Source organism: Croceibacterium aestuarii (assembly GCF_030657335.1).
Taxonomy (GTDB): Bacteria; Pseudomonadota; Alphaproteobacteria; order Sphingomonadales; family Sphingomonadaceae; genus Croceibacterium_B; species Croceibacterium_B aestuarii.
In genome coordinates, this window is record NZ_CP131039.1 from 2,328,154 (window position 1) to 2,349,477 (window position 21,324).

The 21,324-nt window shown below is 66.3% G+C and carries 19 protein-coding genes; 13 read left to right on the plus strand and 6 right to left on the minus strand.

The genetic code is table 11. The features are described 5' to 3' along the window. Positions 1 to 12 precede the first annotated feature (12 nt). The 9 genes from tyrS (at position 13) to Q7I88_RS11590 (ending at position 8,049) form a co-directional block, all read left to right on the plus strand. Positions 13 to 1,242, plus strand: a complete 1,230-nt coding sequence (tyrS, locus tag Q7I88_RS11550; protein WP_305096066.1) for a tyrosine--tRNA ligase — start codon at positions 13 to 15, stop codon at positions 1,240 to 1,242. A gap of 80 nt (positions 1,243 to 1,322) precedes the next feature. Then, positions 1,323 to 1,658 carry a PilZ domain-containing protein gene (locus Q7I88_RS11555; protein WP_305096067.1) on the plus strand — a complete coding sequence of 112 codons (336 nt, stop codon included), beginning with the start codon at positions 1,323 to 1,325 and terminating at the stop codon, positions 1,656 to 1,658. A gap of 81 nt (positions 1,659 to 1,739) precedes the next feature. Next, entirely contained in the window at positions 1,740 to 3,020 is a 1,281-nt protein-coding gene (locus Q7I88_RS11560; protein ID WP_305096068.1) for an MFS transporter, read from the plus strand. Further along, on the plus strand, positions 3,017 to 3,937 hold the full coding sequence (cysK, locus tag Q7I88_RS11565) for a cysteine synthase A (RefSeq protein ID WP_305096069.1): 921 nt from the start codon (positions 3,017 to 3,019) through the stop codon (positions 3,935 to 3,937). Before Q7I88_RS11560 ends, cysK begins: the two co-directional genes overlap by 4 nt. Before the next feature lie 131 nt (positions 3,938 to 4,068). Further along, positions 4,069 to 4,764, plus strand: a complete 696-nt coding sequence (locus Q7I88_RS11570) for a CDP-alcohol phosphatidyltransferase family protein (RefSeq protein ID WP_305096070.1) — start codon at positions 4,069 to 4,071, stop codon at positions 4,762 to 4,764. A 71-nt stretch (positions 4,765 to 4,835) separates the two neighbouring features. Next, entirely contained in the window at positions 4,836 to 5,237 is a 402-nt protein-coding gene (locus Q7I88_RS11575; protein ID WP_305096071.1) for a DUF6152 family protein, read from the plus strand. Further along, positions 5,234 to 5,977 carry a hypothetical protein gene (locus tag Q7I88_RS11580; RefSeq protein ID WP_305096072.1) on the plus strand — a complete coding sequence of 248 codons (744 nt, stop codon included), beginning with the start codon at positions 5,234 to 5,236 and terminating at the stop codon, positions 5,975 to 5,977. The genes Q7I88_RS11575 and Q7I88_RS11580 overlap by 4 nt, the downstream gene beginning before the upstream one ends. Further along, positions 5,974 to 6,681: a dienelactone hydrolase family protein gene (locus Q7I88_RS11585; RefSeq protein WP_305096073.1), complete on the plus strand. Its 708-nt coding sequence runs from the start codon at positions 5,974 to 5,976 to the stop codon at positions 6,679 to 6,681. Before Q7I88_RS11580 ends, Q7I88_RS11585 begins: the two co-directional genes overlap by 4 nt. Continuing rightward, positions 6,682 to 8,049 (plus strand): FAD-binding oxidoreductase, encoded by a 1,368-nt coding sequence (locus Q7I88_RS11590; protein WP_305096074.1) that lies wholly within the window; start codon positions 6,682 to 6,684, stop codon positions 8,047 to 8,049. It begins immediately after the preceding gene. A 43-nt stretch (positions 8,050 to 8,092) separates the two neighbouring features. Here the strand turns inward: Q7I88_RS11590 and Q7I88_RS11595 are convergent, their stop codons facing one another. From Q7I88_RS11595 to Q7I88_RS11605, 3 genes are all read right to left on the minus strand, one after another. Next, positions 8,093 to 9,859: an acyl-CoA dehydrogenase C-terminal domain-containing protein gene (locus Q7I88_RS11595; RefSeq protein WP_305096075.1), complete on the minus strand. Its 1,767-nt coding sequence runs from the start codon at positions 9,857 to 9,859 to the stop codon at positions 8,093 to 8,095. Beyond that, positions 9,856 to 10,194, minus strand: a complete 339-nt coding sequence (gene hisI / locus Q7I88_RS11600; protein ID WP_305098601.1) for a phosphoribosyl-AMP cyclohydrolase — start codon at positions 10,192 to 10,194, stop codon at positions 9,856 to 9,858. The genes Q7I88_RS11595 and hisI overlap by 4 nt, the downstream gene beginning before the upstream one ends. A 356-nt stretch (positions 10,195 to 10,550) precedes the next feature. Beyond that, the gene (locus Q7I88_RS11605) at positions 10,551 to 11,300 is read right to left on the minus strand and encodes a ComF family protein (RefSeq protein ID WP_305096076.1); all 750 of its coding nucleotides are present in this window, start codon (positions 11,298 to 11,300) and stop codon (positions 10,551 to 10,553) included. 68 nt (positions 11,301 to 11,368) lie between these two features. Between Q7I88_RS11605 and Q7I88_RS11610 the strand changes: the two genes are divergently transcribed. Continuing rightward, the gene (locus Q7I88_RS11610) at positions 11,369 to 12,136 is read left to right on the plus strand and encodes a methyltransferase domain-containing protein (RefSeq protein ID WP_305096077.1); all 768 of its coding nucleotides are present in this window, start codon (positions 11,369 to 11,371) and stop codon (positions 12,134 to 12,136) included. A gap of 97 nt (positions 12,137 to 12,233) precedes the next feature. Here the strand turns inward: Q7I88_RS11610 and ppdK are convergent, their stop codons facing one another. From ppdK to Q7I88_RS11625, 3 genes are all read right to left on the minus strand, one after another. Continuing rightward, positions 12,234 to 14,960 carry a pyruvate, phosphate dikinase gene (gene ppdK / locus Q7I88_RS11615; protein WP_305096078.1) on the minus strand — a complete coding sequence of 909 codons (2,727 nt, stop codon included), beginning with the start codon at positions 14,958 to 14,960 and terminating at the stop codon, positions 12,234 to 12,236. Positions 14,961 to 15,094: 134 nt separating this feature from the next. Next, positions 15,095 to 17,389, minus strand: coding sequence for a glycine--tRNA ligase subunit beta (glyS, locus tag Q7I88_RS11620; protein ID WP_305096079.1), 2,295 nt, complete (start codon positions 17,387 to 17,389; stop codon positions 15,095 to 15,097). A gap of 105 nt (positions 17,390 to 17,494) precedes the next feature. Then, positions 17,495 to 18,397, minus strand: coding sequence for a glycine--tRNA ligase subunit alpha (locus Q7I88_RS11625; protein ID WP_305096080.1), 903 nt, complete (start codon positions 18,395 to 18,397; stop codon positions 17,495 to 17,497). Positions 18,398 to 18,556: 159 nt separating this feature from the next. On the opposite strand from Q7I88_RS11625, the gene Q7I88_RS11630 reads away from it, so the two are divergent. Genes Q7I88_RS11630 through Q7I88_RS11640 form a run of 3 tightly spaced genes read left to right on the plus strand, consistent with a single transcriptional unit; the run spans position 18,557 to position 21,213 of the window. Beyond that, on the plus strand, positions 18,557 to 18,997 hold the full coding sequence (locus Q7I88_RS11630; protein ID WP_305096081.1) for a hypothetical protein: 441 nt from the start codon (positions 18,557 to 18,559) through the stop codon (positions 18,995 to 18,997). Beyond that, positions 18,994 to 19,197 (plus strand): helix-turn-helix transcriptional regulator, encoded by a 204-nt coding sequence (locus Q7I88_RS11635; protein WP_305096082.1) that lies wholly within the window; start codon positions 18,994 to 18,996, stop codon positions 19,195 to 19,197. The genes Q7I88_RS11630 and Q7I88_RS11635 overlap by 4 nt, the downstream gene beginning before the upstream one ends. 45 nt (positions 19,198 to 19,242) lie before the next feature. Next, positions 19,243 to 21,213, plus strand: a complete 1,971-nt coding sequence (locus tag Q7I88_RS11640) for a serine hydrolase domain-containing protein (protein ID WP_305096083.1) — start codon at positions 19,243 to 19,245, stop codon at positions 21,211 to 21,213. Positions 21,214 to 21,324: the final 111 nt, after the last annotated feature.

Genomic DNA, 21,324 nt, shown 5'->3' on the forward strand with positions numbered 1-21,324 from the left:
CCGCCCGCCGCGATGACATACCAGTCCGACCTCCTGCGCCTGCTCGAAGAGCGCGGCCATATCCACCAAGTAACCGACCCGGTGGCACTCGATGCGCTCGCGAGCAAGGAGATCGTCACCGGTTACGTCGGCTTCGACCCGACCGCGCCGTCGCTGCACATCGGCAATCTTGCCTCGATCATGCTGCTCAGGCGCGTGCAGCAGGCCGGGCATCGGCCTATCGTCATCATGGGCGGCGGCACCGTCAAGGTCGGCGACCCATCGGGCAAGGACGACATGCGCAAAATGCTGTCCGACGAAGCTCTGCGCTCCAACATCGCCTCGATCCGGGACAGCTTCGGCAAGATCCTGCGCTTCGACGACAGCGAGACTGGCGCTTTGCTGGTCAACAACGACGACTGGCTGAGCCAGCTCGGCTACATCGAACTGCTGCGCGATGTCGGCAGGCACTTCACCATCAATCGCATGCTGACCTTCGATTCGGTCAAGCTGCGGCTCGACCGCGAGCAGCCGCTGACCTTCCTCGAATTCAATTACATGATCCTGCAGGCCTACGACTTCCTCAAGCTGTCGCGCGACTACTGTTGCAAGCTGCAGCTTGGCGGCAGCGATCAGTGGGGCAATATCGTCAACGGCATCGAGCTCGGCCGGAGGATCGACGGCGAAGAGCTTTACGGGATCACCGGGCCCCTGATCACCACGGCCGACGGCAAGAAGATGGGCAAGTCGGTCACCGGGGCCGTTTGGCTCAACGAGGACATGCTCCCGAGCTACGACTTCTGGCAATACTGGCGCAACACCGACGACCGCGATGTCGGCCGCTTCCTGCGCCTGTTCACCGACGTGCCGCTCGACGAGATCGCACGGCTCGAAATGCTCGAAGGCAGCGAGATCAACGCCGCGAAAGTCGTGCTCGCGAACGAGGTGACGAAGATGGTCCGCGGAGCCGATGCGGCCCAGGCGGCGCAAGACACCGCCGCTGCGACCTTTGTCGGCGGCGGACTTGGCGATGACCTCCCAGTGCTCGACGTCCCCGTGGACGGAATCCGGCTCGGTGCGGCCTGCACGGCAATCGGCTTCACCGCCTCGGGCGGCGAGGCAAAGCGCAAGATTGCAGAGGGAGCGGTGCGCCTGGACGATGAACCGGTGAAGGATGCCGGTTTCCTGATTTCTCTCGCCCCCGGTGAGGAGCGCAAGCTTTCGCTCGGCCGCAAGCGCCACGGGATTCTTCGCAGAAGCTGACCGCTCCGACCTTTACCGTTTATCCAGCATTTGCTGGCAAAAGCTCCGTTCCACGCAGCAAACGGAGGGGACGTGGCTCTATGAGCGGCGCACAGCTTTCGGTCACCGACCAGCGTCGCGCGACGCGCCATCCGGTCGATTTCCCCGTCATTGGCGAACATCGCGCCCGCGGTGACCTGCCGCTGCACGTCAGCAATATATCCGCCCATGGGTTCATGGTCGACGCGGCTCCCGCTCTCGAGCGCGGCGACCGAGTGATTATTCGCTTGCCGCACATCGGCCGCATCGAGGCTTACTGCATCTGGATTTCCGACGATCGCGCCGGTTTCCAGTTCGAACGCATCATCCGGCTCGACGACTTCGTGTCGATGATCGAAGCGCTGCAGCCCAACCCGCGCCTGCGGCGTCGGAGCTAGAATTCGGACCTAAAGCGCGGCTCTGCGCCGCAATAGTTTCAGCCGCTTGGCAGGTGCCGGCGCGCCTGCCATGGCAAAGCCGTGAGCGAGCCCACGTCACCCCTGCAGATTGGCGACTACCGACTCTACTGGCTGGCGCGGCTGTTCGCCGTCTTCGCCACCATCTCGATGGTCGTGCTGCTCGGGTACCAGGTCTACGACGTGGCCCGCAGCGACTATGGCATGGCGCGCCCGGAAGCGGCGTTTCAGCTCGGCCTGCTCGGCTTGGCGCAGTTCGTTCCATTGCTGCTGCTGACGCCACTGGCCGGGATTGCCGCCGATCGCTTCGACCGCCGCCGGGTCGTGCTTGCCGCCAATCTCACCGATGCCCTGATCGCCACCGCACTGGCAGTTCTGACCTGGCAGGACGCACTCAATCTGCCGATCCTGTTCACGCTCGCCGCGATGCATGGCGGAGCGCGGGTCTTCAACGGGCCAGCGCTGAGCGCCATCGCGCCCAATATCGTCCCGGCGAAACTGCTGCCGCGCGCCATCGCGATGGGCTCGATCGCCTGGCAGGCCGGTTCGGTCAGCGGGCCCTTCATCGGCGGCTTGCTGTTCGAACGGATGAACGCCCTGCCGCATTTCCTCAGCGCCTTCTTGCTGCTCGCTTCCGGACTGCTGATCTCGCTGGTGCGGCCGGTGCGAGCGAAACACGAGGGGCCGCCGCTACACCCGGTGCTGCAAATGGTCGAGGGCTTCCGTTTTGTAAAAAGGGAGCGCTTTCTCGTCGGTTGCATTACGCTCGACCTCTTCGCTGTCCTGCTGGCCGGGGCAACGGCGCTGCTTCCGGTCTATGCACGCGATATCCTGCAAGTCGGTGCCGACGGGCTGGGCCTGATGCGCGGCGCGGTGGCGTTCGGTGCAGCCGGAATGGCACTGTTCCTCTCGTTCCGCCCGCTTGAGCACAATGTTGGGGTCAAGATGCTGTGGGCGGTCGCAGTATTCGGGCTCGTGACCTGCGCTTTCGCCGTATCGACCAACTTCCTTCTGTCGCTCGGCCTGCTCGCACTGCTCGGCTCGGCCGACATGATTTCCGTGTTCATCCGCTCGAGCCTGGTCCAGCTCTATACGCCCGACACGATGCGCGGCCGCGTGTCCTCGATCTCCGGCCTGGCGATCTCCGCGTCCAACGAACTCGGCGAATTACAGTCGGGTATTGCCGCCGCGTTGCTTGGCACGGTGGGCGCGGTAATATTCGGCGGCGTTGGAGCGATAGCGGTGACCGCGGCCTGGGCGTGGATTTTCCCGGAACTTCGCCATGCGCGGACATTTGCTGCTAAGTACGACGAGCAAACTCCGGAGAGGGAGATCACGACATGAAGGCCGACAACGTTCTCGCCACCATCGGCAACACGCCGCACATCCGGCTTGCGCGCCTGTTCCCCGACCACGAGGTCTGGGTGAAGAGCGAGCGGGCGAACCCCGGCGGGTCGATCAAGGACCGCATCGGCCTGGCCATGGTCGAAGCGGCGGAGAAGGACGGAAGCCTCAAGCCCGGCGGAACGATCATCGAGCCGACCAGCGGCAACACCGGCATCGGTCTGGCGATGGTCGCCGCGGTGAAGGGCTACAAGCTGATCCTCGTCATGCCCGAATCGATGAGCGTCGAGCGCCGCCGCCTGATGCTCGCCTATGGTGCGAGCTTCGACCTGACACCCAAGGAAAAGGGCATGAAGGGCGCGCTCGAACGCGCAGCGGAACTCGTTTTCACGACACCCAATTCGTGGATGCCGCAGCAGTTCGAAAACCCGGCGAACATCGCGGTTCACGCCCGGACCACCGCGCAGGAAATCCTCAAGGATTTCGCCGACGCCCCGCCTTCGGTGCTGATCACCGGCGTCGGCACCGGGGGCCACCTCACCGGCTGCGCCGAAGTGCTCAAGAAGGAATGGCCCGAACTCAAGGCCTATGCGGTCGAGCCGACTCTCTCGCCGGTCATATCCGGCGGCCAACCCGGCCCGCACCCGATTCAGGGAATCGGTGCCGGCTTCGTCCCGGAAAACCTCCACACCCGCGCAATCGACGGTGCAATTCAGGTCGACCCGGAAGATGCGAAGGAAATGGCCCGTCGCAGCGCCCGCGAGGAAGGTTTGCTGGTCGGTATCTCGAGCGGCGCGACGCTCGCCGCGATCCAGCAAAAGCTTGCCGATCTCCCCTCCGGCGCCCGCGTTCTCGGTTTCAATTACGACACCGGCGAGCGCTATCTCTCGGTGCCCGACTTCCTGCCGGTGGAATAGCGCGGAACCCCCGCGCCGCGCGGCCACGGGACGCCGAATGAGATTTACATTTTTGTTACAGAAGGAGATAGAGAGCGCTCTCCTGAACCTCTAGCCTTGCCTGCCACGCGCAGACCCGAAAGGTCCTTCCCATGGCTGCGCCGAACACTGCTCCCGCCAAGCCGATCAATCGCATCCAGGAGAACCTGCTCGCGCGCAACGAGCGGCGCCTGCTCAACTGGCTTTGCGCCCGCATGCCGCCGTTCGTAACCCCCGACCGACTGACCTGGACCGGCATGGTCGGCGCGATCTGCGTCTTCGCGGGTTACGTCGCCAGCAATCGCGGCGACGCCTGGCTCTGGCTCTCGATCGCGGGGTACTTCGTCCAGTGGTTCGGTGATTCGATGGACGGCAGCCTGGCCCGGTTCCGCAAGATCGAGCGGCCGCGGTACGGCTATTTCCTCGATCATTCGTGCGACGGACTGGCCACCGCGCTGGTGGTCGTCGGCATCGGATTGAGCAAGTACGTCCTGCTGGAAGTGGCCCTCGTCGCACTGGTAGGTTACCTGCTCCTGTCGATTCACGCCTTCCTGTCGGTCCGCGTGCTCGGCGAACTCAAACTGTCCTATCTCAATGCCGGGCCGACCGAACTTCGGCTGATCCTGATCGCGCTGACGCTGGCGATGATGGCGTTCGGCTCGCAGCCTGCGCTGTTTGGCATCCTGACCTGGTTCGACGTGTTGGTCGGCGGGATCGGCAGCCTGCTTATCGTTCTGTTCGTGCTTCAGACCGCGATTACCGCGCGGCGGCTGGCGCGTGACGAACCTCCGATCGACTGGCGCGGCTAAAGCGCCGCATTCCTCTTGCCCTTGGCACCACCGATGTTACCTTTTGCCAAATGCAAAAGAGGGAGCGGGCAATGCGGAACAAATTATGGTGGGTCATTGCGGCCGCGATCCCACTGACGCCAGCCGCGGCACATCACTCGTTCGCGATGTTCGACAACAGTCGCTCGATCACGCTGCACGGGTCGGTTACCAAGTTCCAGTGGACCAATCCCCACGCATTTCTCGAGGTCGACGCCGAACAGCCGGGCGGCGGGACGAAGCACTACACGCTGGAAATGACGAGCCCGAACATGATGAGCCGCGGCGGCTGGACCTCGCGAACCATCAAGACGGGCGATAACGTTACCGTCTACGTCTCGCCGCTGCGCGACGGGAAGCCTGGCGGGCTGGTACTCGAAGTCGTGCTGCCGAGCGGTAAGCACATGCTGCCCGGCGTCCCCAACGCCGCGCGCTACAAGCGGACCGAGGGATGATGCGCCGCGTCGTTGCCGCCCTACTCGCCGGCGCGGTCGGCGCCTCGCCCGCCGCCGCCCAGTCCGCTGCAGATCATCCTGATTTCTCCGGTTCGTGGTGGCGTTATCCAGCCTACAGCGGCGATCCGGTCGATCCGCGCTATGCCCCCACGCCCATTCCCGATCCGCCGCTCAAGCCCGAATTCAAGAAGGAGTGGGACATCCAGCAGAAGAAGCTCGCCCAGCGCATCGAGGAAGGCCAGCCCGCCGGCGACAACTACGTTCATTGCATTCCCGACGGCATGCCCGCGATGATGATGGGCATGTTTCCGATGGAAATCATGCAGCGGCCCGAGAAAATCAACATCACGCAGGAAGCGTTCAACCAGACCCGGCGGATCTACATGAACGAGAAACTGCCGAAGTGGGACGAAGTCGATCCCAGCTTCTTCGGCCGCTCGGTCGGGCACTGGGAAGGCAATACGCTGGTGGTCGAGACCACGGGCGTGAAGGACTACGTCACCTTCCGGTGGACCCCGCATTCCGAATCGATGAAGATTACCGAACGCATCAGTCTGCTGTCGCCGGATTTCCTGAAGGACGAGGTGACGGTCGAGGACGATCATCTCGAGAAGCCGTGGACCTGGGCCTGGACCTACCAGAAAATGCCCGACTACAAGATGCAGGAATACGTCTGCGAGGATAATCGCGAGTACATCGACGAGGATGGCAACCAGCGGCTGCGGGTCGAGGAGCAGTGAGCGTCGAAACGATTGCCTACCAAGACGGGGTTACCGCGCTTACTGGCCTCGTCTACCGACCGGTCGGGACGCCGCGCGCCGCGGTGGCGGTCTATCCGACCATCATGAACCAGGTCGGTGTGGTGCTCGACAAGGCGCAGGCACTGGCCGACGCGGGCTATCTCGCCATGGTCGCCGACTTTTACGGCAAACAGCCGGCCAGCTTCGAGCAATCGCGCGAGTTCGTCGGCGAAATCCGCGCCACGCCTGAGGACCTGCGCCGCCGCATCCGCATGGGCCTGAAAGCGCTGGTCTCCGTTCCCGGCGCAGAGGGCCTGCCGCTACTGGCGATTGGTTTCTGCCTTGGCGGGCGCGCGGTGCTCGAGCTGGCGCGCGAGGGCGCTCCGCTCGAGGCTGTGGCCAGCTTTCACGGCCTGCTCGACACCGAACTGCCGGCCGAACCAAGCAAGGTGACGGCACGCATCCTCGTTTGTCACGGAGACGACGATCCGATGGTGCCGCGCAGCCAGGTCATGGCCTTCTGGGAGGAAATGGATGCCGCCGGAGCGAATTGGCATTTCCATTCCTACAGCGGAGTCAAACACGGCTTTACCAACCCGGCCTCGCCGCCGGGCAACGACGCCGTGGGCTACGATGCCAGCGCCGATCGGCAGAGTTGGTCGGCTATGCTGGAACTGTTTGACGAGGTTCTGGGTAAGGGCTGAATGCCCGACCAAGATTTCTGCGTCCCGATTCGCGCCCTCGGACCCGCTGTCGCAGTACGCGGCGACCCCGACTACGACGCCATCCTGCCCCACCTGAGTTGGAACCAGCGGCTGGCGACGGCGCGTCGCCCCGCTGCCGTTGTGCCGGTCTCGACCGCGGAGGAGGTCTCCGCGGCCGTGCGGGCGGCGCGGCATTCCGGACGGCGGATTTCCCCCCGCGGTGGCGGCCACAACTATCAGGCTGCGGCGGTGCGCGACGATGTCGTTCTGCTCGACCTCACCGGGCTCGACCGGGTGGAGATCGACCGCAGCACGCGCCGGGCCCAGGTCGGCGCTGGTGTGCGCGGCGGGGACCTGCTCGAACGTCTCTCCGCGGAGGGTTTCGCCTTCCCGGTCGGACATTGCGCGGACGTGCCGCTCAGTGGCTACATCCTCAGCGGCGGGTTCGGGTGGAATTCGGGACGGTGGGGCCCGGCAAGCGCCAGCGTCGAGGCGGTCGATCTGGTATTGGCCGATGGCAGCATTGTCCGGGCGTCGCCGGGCGAACACCCCGACCTGTTCTGGGCGGCACGCGGCGCCGGCGCGGGCTTCTTCGCCGTCGTGACCGGATACGAGCTCCGGCTGCACGACCTTCCCCAAGCGACCCATTCGATCAACGCCGCCTGGAACGCGGACAGCGTGCCCGTGCTGGCCGATTGGTTGACCGAAGCGGTGCGTGCCGCGGCCGACGGTTCGGAGATCACGATCCTCGTCGGGCCGCACCATGCAACCGGCGAACCCGCCATCTCGCTTCACGCCGCGGCGACGGCCGACAGCGCGCGGCGTGCGCGAGAAATGATCGACCCTCTGGCCCATCCGCCCGCCACGGCGCTTCAGATCGACGCTGTCGCACGCGAGGATATCGCGTTCGCCGCCCTCACCAAGCTCTCCGCCATGCCCGGCGGCAAGCGTGTCGCAGCCGATCACGCGTGGTGCGACGGCGCCGTCGGCGACCTGCTGGTGGCGCTGCAACCGCTTGCCGGAGTTCCGACCAAGATGTCTTCCATCAACATCTTCGCGCTTGGCGGCAACGGCGCTTACGCCCTACCGCCCGACGCACACGGCAGCGCCCTCTCGCGCGGCGGCGCAACGGGGGTCGGTATCTACGCCCTGTGGGACGATCCTGACGACGACGCGCGTCTCCAGCAATGGGTCCGCGACGTCGATGTCGCACTCGCCGGCTTTCGCACCGGCCGGTACGTGGGGGAGGCTGATCTCACAGCTGCGCCGGGGCGGCGCGCCGAATGCTTCACCCCCGACGCCCTCGCCCGGCTCGACGAAGTGCGCGAGGCCTACGATCCGGAAGGGGTATTCGCGCGTTGGCCTTAAGGGCCTCTCCCACAAGCATGGGTGCGACGCTCGAATAGCTCGGTCAGCTACGGAGGAACTGCTCCGGTGTCAGCGCCATAAGCACTTCTGCACCCGCCTCGACCTTGCGCCTCAGCGCCCCGCACTGCGGCAACGCGCTTCCGGCGTAGTGCCGTGCGGTCGCCAGCTTGGCGGCCATGAAGGGATCGTCCGACCGATCGGCGGCGATCGCCGCCATGCGCAGCCACATCCAGCCTATCGCGACGATTCCTATGATCTGCAGGAAAGGGTAGGACCCGGCGCCCAGGGCATCGGGATCGCTTTGCGCCTCGTGCAGCAGGAAGTGCGCAACATCGCGCGCCTCGTGAACGCCCTCGCGCAGCGGACCCGAAATCCACCGCAGCTCCTCGTCGGCGTCCTCGCAGGCTCCCTCGACGAGTGCGAGAAAGGATTCGCAGACTTGCCCCCCGTCCCTGGCCAGCTTGCGCCCGACCAGGTCGAGCGCCTGCACGCCGTTGGCGCCTTCGTATATCGAACAGATCCGGGCATCGCGGACGATCTGCTCCATGCCCCATTCCTTGACGTAGCCGTGTCCTCCGAAGACTTGTTGCATCGTCACCGCGGTCTCGAACCCGCGGTCGCTGCCGAAGGCCTTGATCACCGGCGTGAGGAACGAGGCGAACGCGTCGGCCGCCTTGCGCGCGGCCTTATCCTCGAGCCCATGCGACAGGTCGATCTGCAGCGCGGTGAACGCCGCCAGAGCGCGGAAACCCTCGGTAAACGCGCGTGCATCCATCAGCATGCGCCGCACGTCGGGATGGACGATCAGCGGGTCGGCCGCCGCATCGGGATCGGTCCGCTCGCCCGCTGCCCGCCCCTGACGGCGGTCGAGCGCATAAGCCGCGGCCTTCTGGTACGCATTCTCGGCATGGGCGAGACCCTGGATGCCGACTCCGAGCCGCGCGGCGTTCATCATGATGAACATGCCGGCCAGCCCGAGGTTTTCCTCGCCGAGCAACCAGCCGGTCGCCTCGTCGAAGTCCATCACGCAGGTGGCACTGCCGCTCAGCCCCATCTTATGCTCGATCGCGCCGCACGAGAGCGTGTTGCGCTCCCCGTCGGGCAGGATCTTGGGTACGAGGAACAGCGAAATCCCGCGCGAGCCTGCCGGCGCATCGGGAACCCGGGCGAGCACGAGGTGGATGATGTTGTCCGTGAGGTCGTGCTCGCCGCCGGAAATGAAAATCTTCTGTCCGCTCAGAGCATAAGTGCCATTGCCTCGCGGGACCGCTTTGGTCCGCATGAGGCCCAAGTCGGTTCCGGCATGCGCCTCGGTCAGTGCCATGGTCGCCAACCATTCGCCGCTGACCATCTTCGGCAGGTACGCATCCTTGAGGTGGTCGGTTCCGGTCGCCTGCACCGTGCTGACCGCGCCGGGCAGGATGCCGGGGTACATCATGAATCCGGCACAGGCCGAATTGAGGTATTCTTCCAGCACCGCGAGCAGTGCGTGGGGCATGCCCTGCCCGCCGTACTCCTCAGGCTGGGCCAGCGTCACCCACCCTGCCGTGACGAGCTGCTCGTAAGCAGCGCGAAAGCCGCTCGGCGTGGTGACGGTGCCATCGTCGTGGCGGGTGCAGCCTTCCCGGTCGGCGACTGGATTGAGCGGGGCGACGACATCGGCGCAGAACCGCCCGGCCTCGGTGACTATGGCCTCGATCATGTCGCGGTCCAGCGCGGCAAGCTGCGGCAGTTGCTCATTGCCCGCCAGATCAAGCAGGTCATTCAGCACGAACAACGTGTCGCGCAGAGGCGGCTCCCACGGGGTCATAAGTCTTCTCCGACCGGCGTCAGCGAGTCGCCGTCGAGCACGCGGTAGAAGCAGCTCCGCGCGCCGGTATGGCAAGTGGGGCCGTCCGGCAGGGCCTTTATTACTAGGGCATCCTGATCGCAGTCGACGAGGATCTTCTTCACGCGCAGCACGTTGCCCGAAGTCTCGCCCTTGAGCCACAGCGTGCCGCGGCTGCGCGAATGAAAGTGCGCTAGGCCCGTCTCGCGGGTCTTCTCGATCGCCTCCGAATCCATGAACGCGAGCATCAGGATCTCGCCGGATTCGGCGTGCTGTACCACGGCGCTCAGCAGCCCTGCTGCGTCGAATTTCGGCATAAACGCCGTGCCGGTCTCAAGCTCGGAGATAAGTTGTCCTTTCACAAGGTTGCGCGCGACGCCGGTGGCAGTGCCCGCTTGTTGCACGATAACCACAGACGATGAGCAAAATCCACGCCCAGAAGCCAAGTGGCTTCCGCTGTCAACCTTTCGATGGAATGAACGGTACAGCGGTTCGGACGAGCCGCAAACCAGACCGGCAGCGCCGGAAACGCGCCAAGGTATGGGAGGGATCGGGACCGAAATCGGACCGATTTTGTGAGGGTTTGGATTGCGGCGTCCGGAATTGGGGGCGATGCCGACTTTCCAGCGATTTTCGTCACGCGAACGCCCGGGGGCAAACCCCGGGCGTTTTGCTATCCGGCGTGATCGAGCGCTTCGTCGAGCACTCGGGCGAAGCAGGCGATCACCACTTTCTCCGCCCCTGCGCGCTTGAGCACCGAGACACAGGCGTTGCTCGTCGCGCCGCTCGTCATGACGTCGTCGACCAGCAGAACCCGGCCGTTGCCGAGTGCGGCCGCGCGTTGTCGGTTGACCGCAATCGCCCCCGACAGCGCCCGGGCACGCGCCTTGCGGCCGAGACCGCCGAGCGTGGGAGTGGGCTTGCGCCGAACGAGCGCGTCTACCAGCAGCGTCGCCCCGGTCCGCTTGGCCAATTCCGCGGCGAGCAGCGCCGACTGATTGTACCCGCGGCGCCATAACCGTCCACGATGGAGCGGCACGGGGACCACGAGCCACTCGCCCTCGAGCGCAGGAAGTCGCGCGGCCATCAGCCCGGCGAGCAATTGTGCCAGGGCGATCCGGCGGCCGTGCTTGAAAGCGAGCACGAGCTTGCGCGAGGCGTCGTTGTAGAGCGTCCCGGCGGCAATCCCGTCGTGCCTGGGCGGATCGCCGAGGCAGGGAAGACAGATCGCGCCGGAGGACAGCCCGGCGCCGAACGGGCGCTGGCAGCTTGCGCAGCACGGTTCGCCCGGGATGACGAGCTCGCCCCAGCACTCGGCGCACAGACCGCCCTGCGCCGCCAGCCCCGCGCCGCACAGGGGACAGCGCGGCGGGTAGACGAGGTCGACGACCGGGGCGAGCGCGGCGCGTAGCATGACGTGCATGCTGCCTCCCTTCCGGGGCGGCGGCAAGCGGGCTTGCACCGGCGGCGCGCACGCGGCAGGGCCGCGCCATGTCGTCTGCCCCGCCGCGCATCTTCGCCCGCAGCCGCCGCCTCGCCGCGCAGCGCCGGCTCGAGGCGCGACAGCGCAACGAGGGCGCGGCGCGGTTCGTGATCGACGACATGATCGCCGACCTGCTCGAGCGCCTCGCCTTCGTCCGCCAGGAACCCGGCGAGGCGCTGGTGATCGGCGACTGGACCGGCGCGCTGACGCCCGAGCTGGTGGCGCAGGGCCACGAGGTCATGTGGTGCGGCATCGACGAGCTCGACGAAGAGCTCCCCTACCCCGGCGGCGGGTTCGACCTCATCGCCGGTCTCGGCACGCTCGGTACGGTCAACGACCTGCCCGGCGCGCTGATCCACCTGCGCAACGCCCTCGCCCCCGGCGGGCGGGTCATCGTCCAGTTCCTCGGCGCCGGGAGCCTGGCCAACCTGCGCGCGGCGATGCTGGCTGCCGACGGCGAGCGGCCGGCGGCGCGGATGCACCCGATGGTCGACGTACGCGCCGCCGCCCAACTCCTCCAGCGCGCCGCGTGGAGCGACCCCGTGGTCGATTCGCGCACTCTCAAGGTCTCCTACCGCTCGCTCGACAAGCTGGTCTCGGACCTGCGCGACCAGGGCCTTGGCTCGGTCCTCGCTTCGCCGGCTCCGCCGTTGACCCGCGCCGGGCTCGAGCGGGCACGCGAAGCCTTCCTCGCCGCTGCCCGGCCCGATGGCCGGGTGGTCGAGAACTTCGGGATCCTGACCCTCAGCGGGCGGCGATCCTTGCAGGGGACGTAACGCGCGCGTGCTTCGACAGGCTCAGCACGAACGGATGTCGTTATGGACGTTTTCCTACCTCCATTCGTCCTGAGCTTGTCGAAGGACAGTCACACCATCAGCCCCTGAGCGCCGCCTGCGCTGCCGCGAGCCGCGCAATCGGCACGCGGTAGGGGCTGGCGCTGACGTAATCGAGGCCGACCTTCTCGCAGAAGGCGATGCTCGCCGGATCGCCGCCGTGCTCGCCGCAGATGCCGAGCTTGAGCTCGGGCCGGGTCGCCCTGCCCCGCTCGGCGGCGATCTCGACCAGCTGCCCGACACCTTCGATATCGAGGCTGACGAACGGGTCGCGGGCGTAGATGCCCTTGTCGACGTAGACGGCGAGGAAATTGGCCGAATCGTCGCGGCTCACGCCGAGCGTGGTCTGGGTCAGGTCGTTGGTGCCGAACGAGAAGAACATCGCCTCTTCGGCAATCGCCCCAGCCATGAGCGCGGCGCGGGGAAGCTCGATCATCGTGCCGACGAGATAGTCGAGCGTGACGCCCTTTTCCTCGAATACCGTCCTGGCGGTCTCGTCGACTACCTGCTTGAGCAGCGCCAGTTCCTTGCGCGTGCCGACCAGCGGGATCATCACCTCGGGCACGACCGCTCCAAGACCTTCGACAGGCTCAGGACGAGCGGAACCCGATTCTTCATCCCCACCCCGCGCACCCTGAGCCTGTCGAAGGGTGACCTCGCAGGCCGCCTCGAAGATCGCCCGGGCCTGCATCTCGTAGATCTCCGGGTAGGTGATGCCGAGGCGGCAACCGCGGTGGCCGAGCATCGGGTTGAATTCGTGCAGCTCGGCCGCCCGGCGCTTGAGGTGGTCGACACCGATCCCGGCGGCGTCGGCGACTTCCTCGAACTCCTCGTCCGAATGCGGCAGGAACTCGTGCAGCGGCGGGTCGAGCAGGCGGATGGTGCACGGCAGGCCGGCCATGGTGGTGAAGATCTCGACGAAATCGCTGCGCTGTTCGGGCAGCAGCCGTTCGAGCGCCTTGCGCCGGCCGGCCTCGTCGTCGGCGAGAATCATCTGCCGCACCGCGCCGATCCGCGCCCCGTCGAAGAACATGTGCTCTGTGCGCGCGAGGCCGATGCCCTCGGCCCCGAAGCGGCGCGCCATGCGGCAGTCGGCCGGAGTCTCGGCGTTGGTGCGCACCTTCATGCGCCGGTACTTGTCGGCCCATTCCATCAGGGTGCCGAAGTCGCCGGCCAGCTCGGGCTGGATCGTCGGGACCTCGCCGGCCATGATCTCGCCGGTCGCGCCGTCGAGGGTAATGACGTCGCCTTCGGCAAATTCGCGGGCGCCGATCTTCAGGGTGCGCGCCTTGATGTCGATCGAGACGCCCGATGCGCCGGAGACGCACGGGCGGCCCATGCCGCGCGCGACGACCGCGGCGTGGCTGGTCATGCCGCCGCGCGCGGTCAGGATGCCCTGGGCGGCGTGCATACCGTGGATGTCCTCGGGGCTCGTCTCGACGCGGACCAGCACGACCTTGTCGCCGCGCCCGGACCAGCTTTCGGCCGTATCGGCATCGAGCACGATCTTGCCGCTCGCCGCACCCGGGCTGGCCGGCAGCCCCTTGCCGAGCACGTCGCGCGGCGCATCGGGATCGAGCGTCGGGTGGAGCAGCTGGTCGAGGGCCATCGGGTCGACCCGCAGGATGGCGGTGGTCTCGTCGATGAGCCCTTCATCCGCCATGTCGACCGCCATCTTGAGCGCCGCCTTGGCGGTGCGCTTGCCGGTGCGGGTCTGCAGCATCCACAGCTTGCCGCGCTCGACCGTGAACTCGATGTCCTGCATGTCCTTGTAGTGCTTTTCGAGCAGGTCGAAGACCGCGGCCAGCTCGGCATAAGCCTCGGGCATGGCCTCTTCCATCGACGGCGCGGAGGCCCCGGCGCGCTCGCGCGCGGCGCGGGTCAGGTACTGCGGGGTGCGAATGCCGGCGACGACGTCCTCGCCCTGGGCGTTGACCAGCCACTCCCCGTAATAGGCCTTCTCGCCGGTCGCCGGGTCGCGGGTGAACGCGACGCCGGTGGCGCTGGTCTCGCCCATGTTGCCGAACACCATGGCCTGGACGTTGACCGCGGTGCCCCAGTCGGCGGGGATGTCGTTGAGCCGGCGGTAGACCTTGGCGCGGTCCGAATCCCAGCTGTCGAACACCGCGCGGATCGCGCCCCAGAGCTGCTCGTGGACGTCCTGCGGGAAGTCGCGGCCGAGCTCGTCGGCAACGATCTGCTTGTACTGCGCGACCAGCGCCTGGAGATTTTCGGCGGTCAGTTCGGTGTCGTTGAAGTAGCCGTTGTCTTCCTTGACGATCTCGAGCGCTTCCTCGAACAGCCCATGGTCGAGGCCGAGGACGACGTCGGAGTACATCTGGATGAAGCGGCGGTAGCTGTCCCAGGCGAAGCGCTCGTCGCCGCTGGTAGCGGCCAGCCCGGCCACGGTCTCGTCGTTGAGGCCGAGGTTGAGCACGGTATCCATCATCCCCGGCATCGAAACCCGCGCGCCCGAGCGGACCGAGACGAGCAGCGGGTCGGAGGCCTCGCCGAACGTCTTGCCGGCGGTTCGTTCGACATGGACCAGGGCCTCGGTCACCGCCTCGCGCAACTCGGGGGAGAAATCGCCGCCATCGCGCAGGTAGCGGACGCACTCTTCGGCGGTGATGGTGAATCCGGGCGGCACCGGCAGGCCGATACCGGCCATCTCGGCGAGGTTGGCGCCCTTGCCCCCGGTGACCGTCTTGTCCCTCGCCCGCGCATCGTCGTGGGTGGCGCCGCCGCCGAAGGTGTAGACCGTCTTCATCGAAATTCCCTCTTGCGGCCCGGTTGACACAAATTACACCCTGTCACCCTGAGCCGGTCCATCCAAATACCTGATTTAGCTCGTTTTCCGCTCAAAATCCGCGGGTGACACATCCGCGGGAACGGGAGCGAAAATCAGCCTTCGATCCGCGCAAAGTCGGCCACGTTGTGCACTGCAGCACGAAAGCGTGCAAGCAGGTCGAGCCGGGCGCAGCGCTTGTTTTCTTCATCGGCATTCACCGTGACTTCCTCGAAGAACCGGTCGATCGGCGCACGCAGCGAAGCCAGTGCGGTCATCGCCGCCGCGAAATCCTCCGCCTCGATGGCAGCCTGTGCCCTGGGCTCGGCCGAATCGAGCGCGTCGATCAGCGACTGTTCCGCAGGTTCGGGCGTGTAGGAAAGTTTTTTCGCATGCCGCTCGCGCATCTTGGCATCGATCACCGCCTTCATGTCGGGATCGTCGACCAGCGCCAGCGGGTCCTCCTCGCCGGTGCGAGCGATCTCGCCCTCGGCGCCGTGCCAGTCCTCTTTCTTGAGGATGTTCGAGGCGCGCTTGTAGGCGGCGAGCAGATTGGCGCCGTCTTCGCTTTCCATGAAGAACTGCAGGGCGTTCACACGAGCAAGAAGCCGCACGAGGTCGTCTTCGTTCCCGAGCGCGAAGACGGCGTCGATCAGGTCGTGGCGGACGCCGGCTTCGCGCTGCTGGACTTTGAGGCGGTCTACAAGGAACGCGAAAACACCAGAGTATATGTTGTTTTTCTCATCAGAGATTCTCTCTGGGGCGATCTGCTCGATGATTTCGTAAAGCCCAGCCCTGATTCCATTTTTCTCAATCAGTCTTAAAATTGCAATGGCTGCTCGCCGGAGCGCGAAGGGATCTTTTGATCCTGTAGGAAACTCACCAATCTCGAAAAAGCTGACAAGCGTATCCAGTTTGTCCGCGAGGCTCACCGCCACCGTCACCGGGGCGGTGGGGACTTCGTCGCCCTGGCCGACCGGCTTGTAGTGATCGCGGATGGCGTCGGCGACTTCGTCGGGCAGGCCCTGGCTCCGCGCGTAGTAGCCGCCCATCAGGCCCTGCAGCTCGGGAAACTCGCCGACCATCTCGGTGACGAGATCGGCCTTGGCGAGGCGGGCGGCCTGTTCGGCCCAATCTGCAAGTCGAACGGGGTCGGCGAGCTTCGCCACATCCTCGTCATCCCCGCGAAGGCGGGGATCCAGCGCGGAGCCACCATTGTCGGAAACTGGATTCCCGCCTTCGCGGGAATGACGAAGGGAGGGCTTCACGATCCCTTCTTCAACCAGCCAGCGGGCCAGCTTGGCGACGCGCTCGACCTTGTCGGCGACGGTACCGAGCTTCTCGTGGAAGGTGATGCGTTCGAGCTTCTTCGCCTGTTCGGCCAGCGGCACCTTGCGGTCCTGCTCCCAGAAGAAGCGCGCATCGCTGAGCCGCGCGGCGAGGACCTTGCGGTTGCCGTCGACGATCGCGACGCCGCCGTCCTCGGCGGCGATGTTGGCGGTGCAGACGAAGGCGTTGGCGAGGCGCGCATCCTCCCCGGATCGGGGAGGAACTTCGCACACGAAGTACTTCTGATTGACCCGCGCGGTGAGCTGGATGACCTCGGGCGGGACGTCGAGGAAGGCCTCGTCGAAGCGGCCGAGCAGTGGCACCGGCCATTCGGTGAGGCCGGCGTTCTCGATCACCAGCCCCTCGTCCTCGACCAGCGCAAGGCCGGCGTCGGCGGCGGCTTTCGCGGCGGCGGAGCGGATCAGGTCCTGCCGTTCCTCGTGGTCGACGATCACGTGGCAGGCGCGCAGCTTCTCGGCATAGTCGCCGGCCGAGCCGATGGTGATCGGCCCGTCACGGTGGAAGCGGTGGCCCATCGTGGCGAACCCGCTGGCCACGCCGCCGACTTCGCACGCCACCAGCTCTTCATCCAGAATGGCAACAATGCCCGACAAGGGCCTGACCCAGCGCAGACTTTCGGTCGAGATCGACGCCTCGCCCCAGCGCATCGACTTGGGCCAGGGGAAGGCGCGGACGATGGCGGGGATGGCTTCGGCGAGCACGTCGCGCACCGTCCGGCCCGGCTTTTCGATCACCGCGAAGTAGGTATTGCGGCCCTTGACGTCGCGCACTTCGAGCTGGTCGCGGGCGACGCCGGCCTTGCGGCAGAAGCCGTCGATCGCCGCGTCGGGCGCATCTTCGGGCGGGCCCTTGGCTTCCTCGCTGACCGCTTCGGTGGCTTGCGGAAGATCGCGGGCGATCAGGGCGAGGCGGCGCGGGGTCGACCACACGGTGATCTCGCCCGGTGTTACGCCCGCGGCTTCCATCTCGGCGCGGAACAGCTTTTCGAGATCGGCGCGCGCGCCGGCCTGCATCCGCGCGGGGATTTCCTCGCAGCGCAATTCGAGGAGGAAATCAGCCATTCTGGCGTCCTCCCCTCGTCATCCCCGCGGCGGCGGGGAACCAGGGCGAGGTTGCGCCATGGCCAGACTGGATTCCCGCCTGCGCGGGAATGACGAAGGTTGAAGTCATGACGCCGACCACTCCGGGTATTCCGCGGCCCAGCGGTCCTTCTCCTTGGCCATGTAGGCTTCGCAACTGCCGCGCGCGAGGTCGCGGACGCGGCCCATGTAGCTGGCGCGCTCCTGCACGCTGATCACGCCGCGCGCCTGCAGCAGGTTGAACACGTGGCTGGCCTCGACCGCCTGCTCGTAGGCGGCGATCGGCACGTCGTGGGCGAGCGCGTTGCGGCATTCGGCCTCGGCCTTGTTGAACAGGTCGAACAGCGCGTCGGTGTCGGCGACCTCGAAGTTCCACTTCGACATCTGCTTCTCGTTTTCGAGGAACACCTGCCCGTAGGTGTAGCCGCGGCCGTCGAAGTCGAGGTCGTAGACACTGTCGACGCCCTGGATGTACATTGCGAGGCGCTCGAGCCCGTAGGTCAGCTCGCCGGCGACCGGGCGGCAGTCGAACCCGCCCATCTGCTGGAAATAGGTGAACTGGGTCACCTCCATTCCATCGCACCAGACTTCCCAGCCCAGCCCCCAAGCGCCCAGCGTGGGGCTTTCCCAGTCGTCTTCGACGAAGCGGATATCGTGCTTCAGGGGATCGATGCCGATCACCTCGAGGCTCTTGAGATAGAGTTCCTGCAGGTCGGGCGGGCTCGGCTTGAGGATCACCTGGTACTGGTAATAGTGCTGCAGCCGGTTGGGGTTTTCGCCGTAGCGCCCGTCGGTCGGGCGGCGGCTCGGCTGGACGAAGGCGGCGTTCCACGGCTCGGGCCCGAGCGCGCGCAGCGTGGTGGCGGTGTGAAACGTGCCCGCGCCCATGCGCATGTCGTAGGGCTGCAGGATCAGGCAGCCGCGCTCGCTCCAGTAGGCGTGGAGCGCGAGGATCATGTCCTGGAAGCTCAGGGCGGCGGGTCGCGTCATGGCGCGGCGCTTTGCAGCACGACCCCGGCAGCGTCAATGCCGCGCGGGGGAAGCAAGCAGGACTGTCTTTATGTAAGGTGATATTGACATAGTCAGCGACTCGCGACATATAGTCATGTATACCTGACACAACGTCAGTGAGTCGTGACGGAGTTTCTCATGTCCCAAGCCAACAAGCACGGCTTTCCCCTGCGCCGGATGACCACTACAACCGCCGACGTGATGATGGCCTCGTGGATCGCCATCGGTGCGGCGATCCTGCTCCATTCCGGATTCCGGGCGGAGACGACGATCGTACCCTCGGCCAATCCGTGGTTCGAGTGGACCGCAATCGCGCTGGGCGCTGCGCTCCTCGCCTGGTTGCTCGCCTCTCGCAGCCGCCTCGACCGGCGCTGTTCGGAAGACTATCTCTACCAGTTGCTCGCCACAGGGGCGATGGTCGGCATGTTCACCATGCTGCTTGCCAGTGTCCCCTGGGCGCTCGATTTCATCCGCGACGCCGTCGGCCTGCGTGACCTGCGCGGCAACGACATGCTCGCGATAGGCCTGCTGGGCTGGGGTGTCGGCTACTTCACCTTCCGTATCCGGGGGCTCAAGTGAGGAACCGCCTCAAGGTCCTGCGCGCCGAGCGCGACTGGTCGCAGGCCGACCTCGGCGAACGCGTCGGCCTCTCGCGGCAGGCGATCAACGCAATCGAGCGCGACAAATACGACCCATCCCTCCCCGTCGCGATCCGCATCGCCCGGCTGTTCGAGTCGACCGTCGAAGAGATATTCCTGATCGACGAAGGCGCTTGCTGAAGCGACCGCGCTGCTGGCACAATCAGACACTCAGGGGAGACCGTCATGAAACGCATCGCCGCACTTGCCGCCTCGCTGGCGCTCGCCGCCGCGCCCGTCGCCGTTCTCGCGCAGGAGGCCGAGGCGCCCGCCGTCATCGTCACCGACTGGGGCGCGCAGCTGCTGCCGGTGCCTGGCTGGACGCATGAGGAGCGCGATGGGATGCTGATCTTCACCGCGCCGGAGGGCGATGCCACCTTCGCTCTCGTCGGGGTGGACGATCCCAAGGATGCGCGCGACGCGATAGCGCAGGCCTGGGCGAAGTTCGACCCGAGCTTCGACCGGCCGATCTACCTGCTGCAGGAGCCGCCGCCGCGCGAGGGATGGGACTATATCGGGGCCGCCGCCTACGAGACCTCGCCCGCCGAGCAACTGGTCCTCCAGGCCTCGGCCGCGCGCAAGGGCGATCGCTGGAACGTCGTCTTGCTGCGCGGCGCCGTCGCGACGGTGGCCAAGCGCGCCGCCCAGCTGAACCAGAGCGCAGCGAGCATCAGACCGGCCGACTTCCAGAAAGAAACCTTCGCCGGCAAGCCGGCCAATGCCCTCACGTCGGCACGTATCGCCGAGCTGACCGGCTTCCTCGAGGAGGCGATGCAGCAGCTCGAGGTGCCCGGCGCCGGCCTCGCGCTAATTCAGGACGACCGCATCGTCTGGGAAGGCGGGCTCGGGGTCCGCGCCGTGGGGTCCGACGCGCCGGTCGACAAGGACACCAGTTTCATGATCGCCAGCAACACCAAAGGCATGGCGACTCTGCTGCTGGCGACGCTGGTCGACGAGGGCAGGCTGAAGTGGGACCAGAAGGTGACCGAAGTCTATCCCGCGTTCCGGCTCGGCAGCCAGGAGACGACCGACAAGGTGCTCATCGAGCACCTGATCTGCGCCTGCACCGGCCTGCCGCGCAAGGACATGCAGTTCGTCTTCAACACCGGTGCGACGACCCCAGCGAGCGACACCTTCGCCCAGCTAGCCGCGACCCAGCCGACCAGCGGCTTTGGCGAGGTGTTCCAGTACAACAACCTGATGGCGAGCGCCGCGGGCTACATCGGCGGGCACATCCTCTATCCGCAGATGGAGCTCGGCGCGGCGTTCGACCGGGCGATGGAAGAGCGCATCTTCGAGCCGCTCGGCATGGATCACACCACATTCGACTATGCCGAAGCGATGGCCGCCAACTGGGCGCAACCCTACGCGCGCGGCTTCGGCGGCCCCATCAAGCCGGTGCCGATCGAGTGGGACTATATGGTCCGGCCCTATCGCCCGGCGGGCGGCGCGTGGTCGACTGCGCACGACATGGCGCTCTACACGCTCAACGAACTGCGCGAGGGGAAGAAAGCCGACGGATCGACCTTCGTCTCCGCCGCCAACCTGCTCAAGCGCCGCGCGCACAGCGTCCCGATCGGCGAGGACGCCTGGTACGGCATGGGGCTGATGGAGAACGCCTCGAAGGGCAAGTCGATCTTCGACCACGGCGGCAGCCTGCTCGGCTACAAGAGCGATTTCTGGTTCATCCCGGAAGACGGCGTCGGCGCGGTGCTGCTGACCAATTCCGACACCGGGCAGACACTGCTCGGCCTGTTCCAGCGCAAGCTTCTCGAAGTGCTCTACGACGGCAAGGCCGAGGCGGCGGAGACCCTCGCCGCGGCGGTGAAGCTGGGCGAGGCGGCGCGCGCCAAGGCGTTCGCCAATATCGAAGAGAACGGCGACCCGGAAGTCTTGGCGCGGCTTGCGCCGCGCTACGAGAATCCCGAATTGGGGCCGCTGCTGATCACGCGCGAAGACGGCAAAGCCTGGGCCACCTTCACCAGCGGCAAGTCGAGCATCGGCACGCGACACAACGATGACGGCACGGACTCGATCGTGCTGACCACCCCGGGCCTGCTCGGCAGCGCCTTCGTCATCGGCGAGAAGGACGGCAAGCGCATTCTGCGCGTGCTCGATGCGCAGCACGAGTACGATTTCGTCGAGAGCGCGAGCTGACCACCTGCGGCAAAACAGTCGCGGAGCGGAGCGAACCGCGACACACCCTCTACCCGAACGGCGATACGTGCTCTAGATAGGACGAAATCGACAGGGATCGCCTCCGCACCG

Coding starts and splice junctions, on each gene's coding strand:
- Q7I88_RS11580 (WP_305096072.1), top strand. CDS start 5,234: ATGATGCGCCGCGTCGTTGCCGCCCTACTCGCCGGCGCGGTCGGCGCC.
- glyS (WP_305096079.1), bottom strand. CDS start 17,389: ATGGCTGATTTCCTCCTCGAATTGCGCTGCGAGGAAATCCCCGCGCGG.
- Q7I88_RS11625 (WP_305096080.1), bottom strand. CDS start 18,397: ATGACGCGACCCGCCGCCCTGAGCTTCCAGGACATGATCCTCGCGCTC.
- Q7I88_RS11575 (WP_305096071.1), top strand. CDS start 4,836: ATGCGGAACAAATTATGGTGGGTCATTGCGGCCGCGATCCCACTGACG.
- tyrS (WP_305096066.1), top strand. CDS start 13: ATGACATACCAGTCCGACCTCCTGCGCCTGCTCGAAGAGCGCGGCCAT.
- Q7I88_RS11605 (WP_305096076.1), bottom strand. CDS start 11,300: ATGCACGTCATGCTACGCGCCGCGCTCGCCCCGGTCGTCGACCTCGTC.
- Q7I88_RS11610 (WP_305096077.1), top strand. CDS start 11,369: ATGTCGTCTGCCCCGCCGCGCATCTTCGCCCGCAGCCGCCGCCTCGCC.
- Q7I88_RS11590 (WP_305096074.1), top strand. CDS start 6,682: ATGCCCGACCAAGATTTCTGCGTCCCGATTCGCGCCCTCGGACCCGCT.
- cysK (WP_305096069.1), top strand. CDS start 3,017: ATGAAGGCCGACAACGTTCTCGCCACCATCGGCAACACGCCGCACATC.
- ppdK (WP_305096078.1), bottom strand. CDS start 14,960: ATGAAGACGGTCTACACCTTCGGCGGCGGCGCCACCCACGACGATGCG.
- Q7I88_RS11640 (WP_305096083.1), top strand. CDS start 19,243: ATGAAACGCATCGCCGCACTTGCCGCCTCGCTGGCGCTCGCCGCCGCG.
- Q7I88_RS11630 (WP_305096081.1), top strand. CDS start 18,557: ATGTCCCAAGCCAACAAGCACGGCTTTCCCCTGCGCCGGATGACCACT.
- Q7I88_RS11595 (WP_305096075.1), bottom strand. CDS start 9,859: ATGACCCCGTGGGAGCCGCCTCTGCGCGACACGTTGTTCGTGCTGAAT.
- hisI (WP_305098601.1), bottom strand. CDS start 10,194: ATGCCGAAATTCGACGCAGCAGGGCTGCTGAGCGCCGTGGTACAGCAC.
- Q7I88_RS11570 (WP_305096070.1), top strand. CDS start 4,069: ATGGCTGCGCCGAACACTGCTCCCGCCAAGCCGATCAATCGCATCCAG.
- Q7I88_RS11555 (WP_305096067.1), top strand. CDS start 1,323: ATGAGCGGCGCACAGCTTTCGGTCACCGACCAGCGTCGCGCGACGCGC.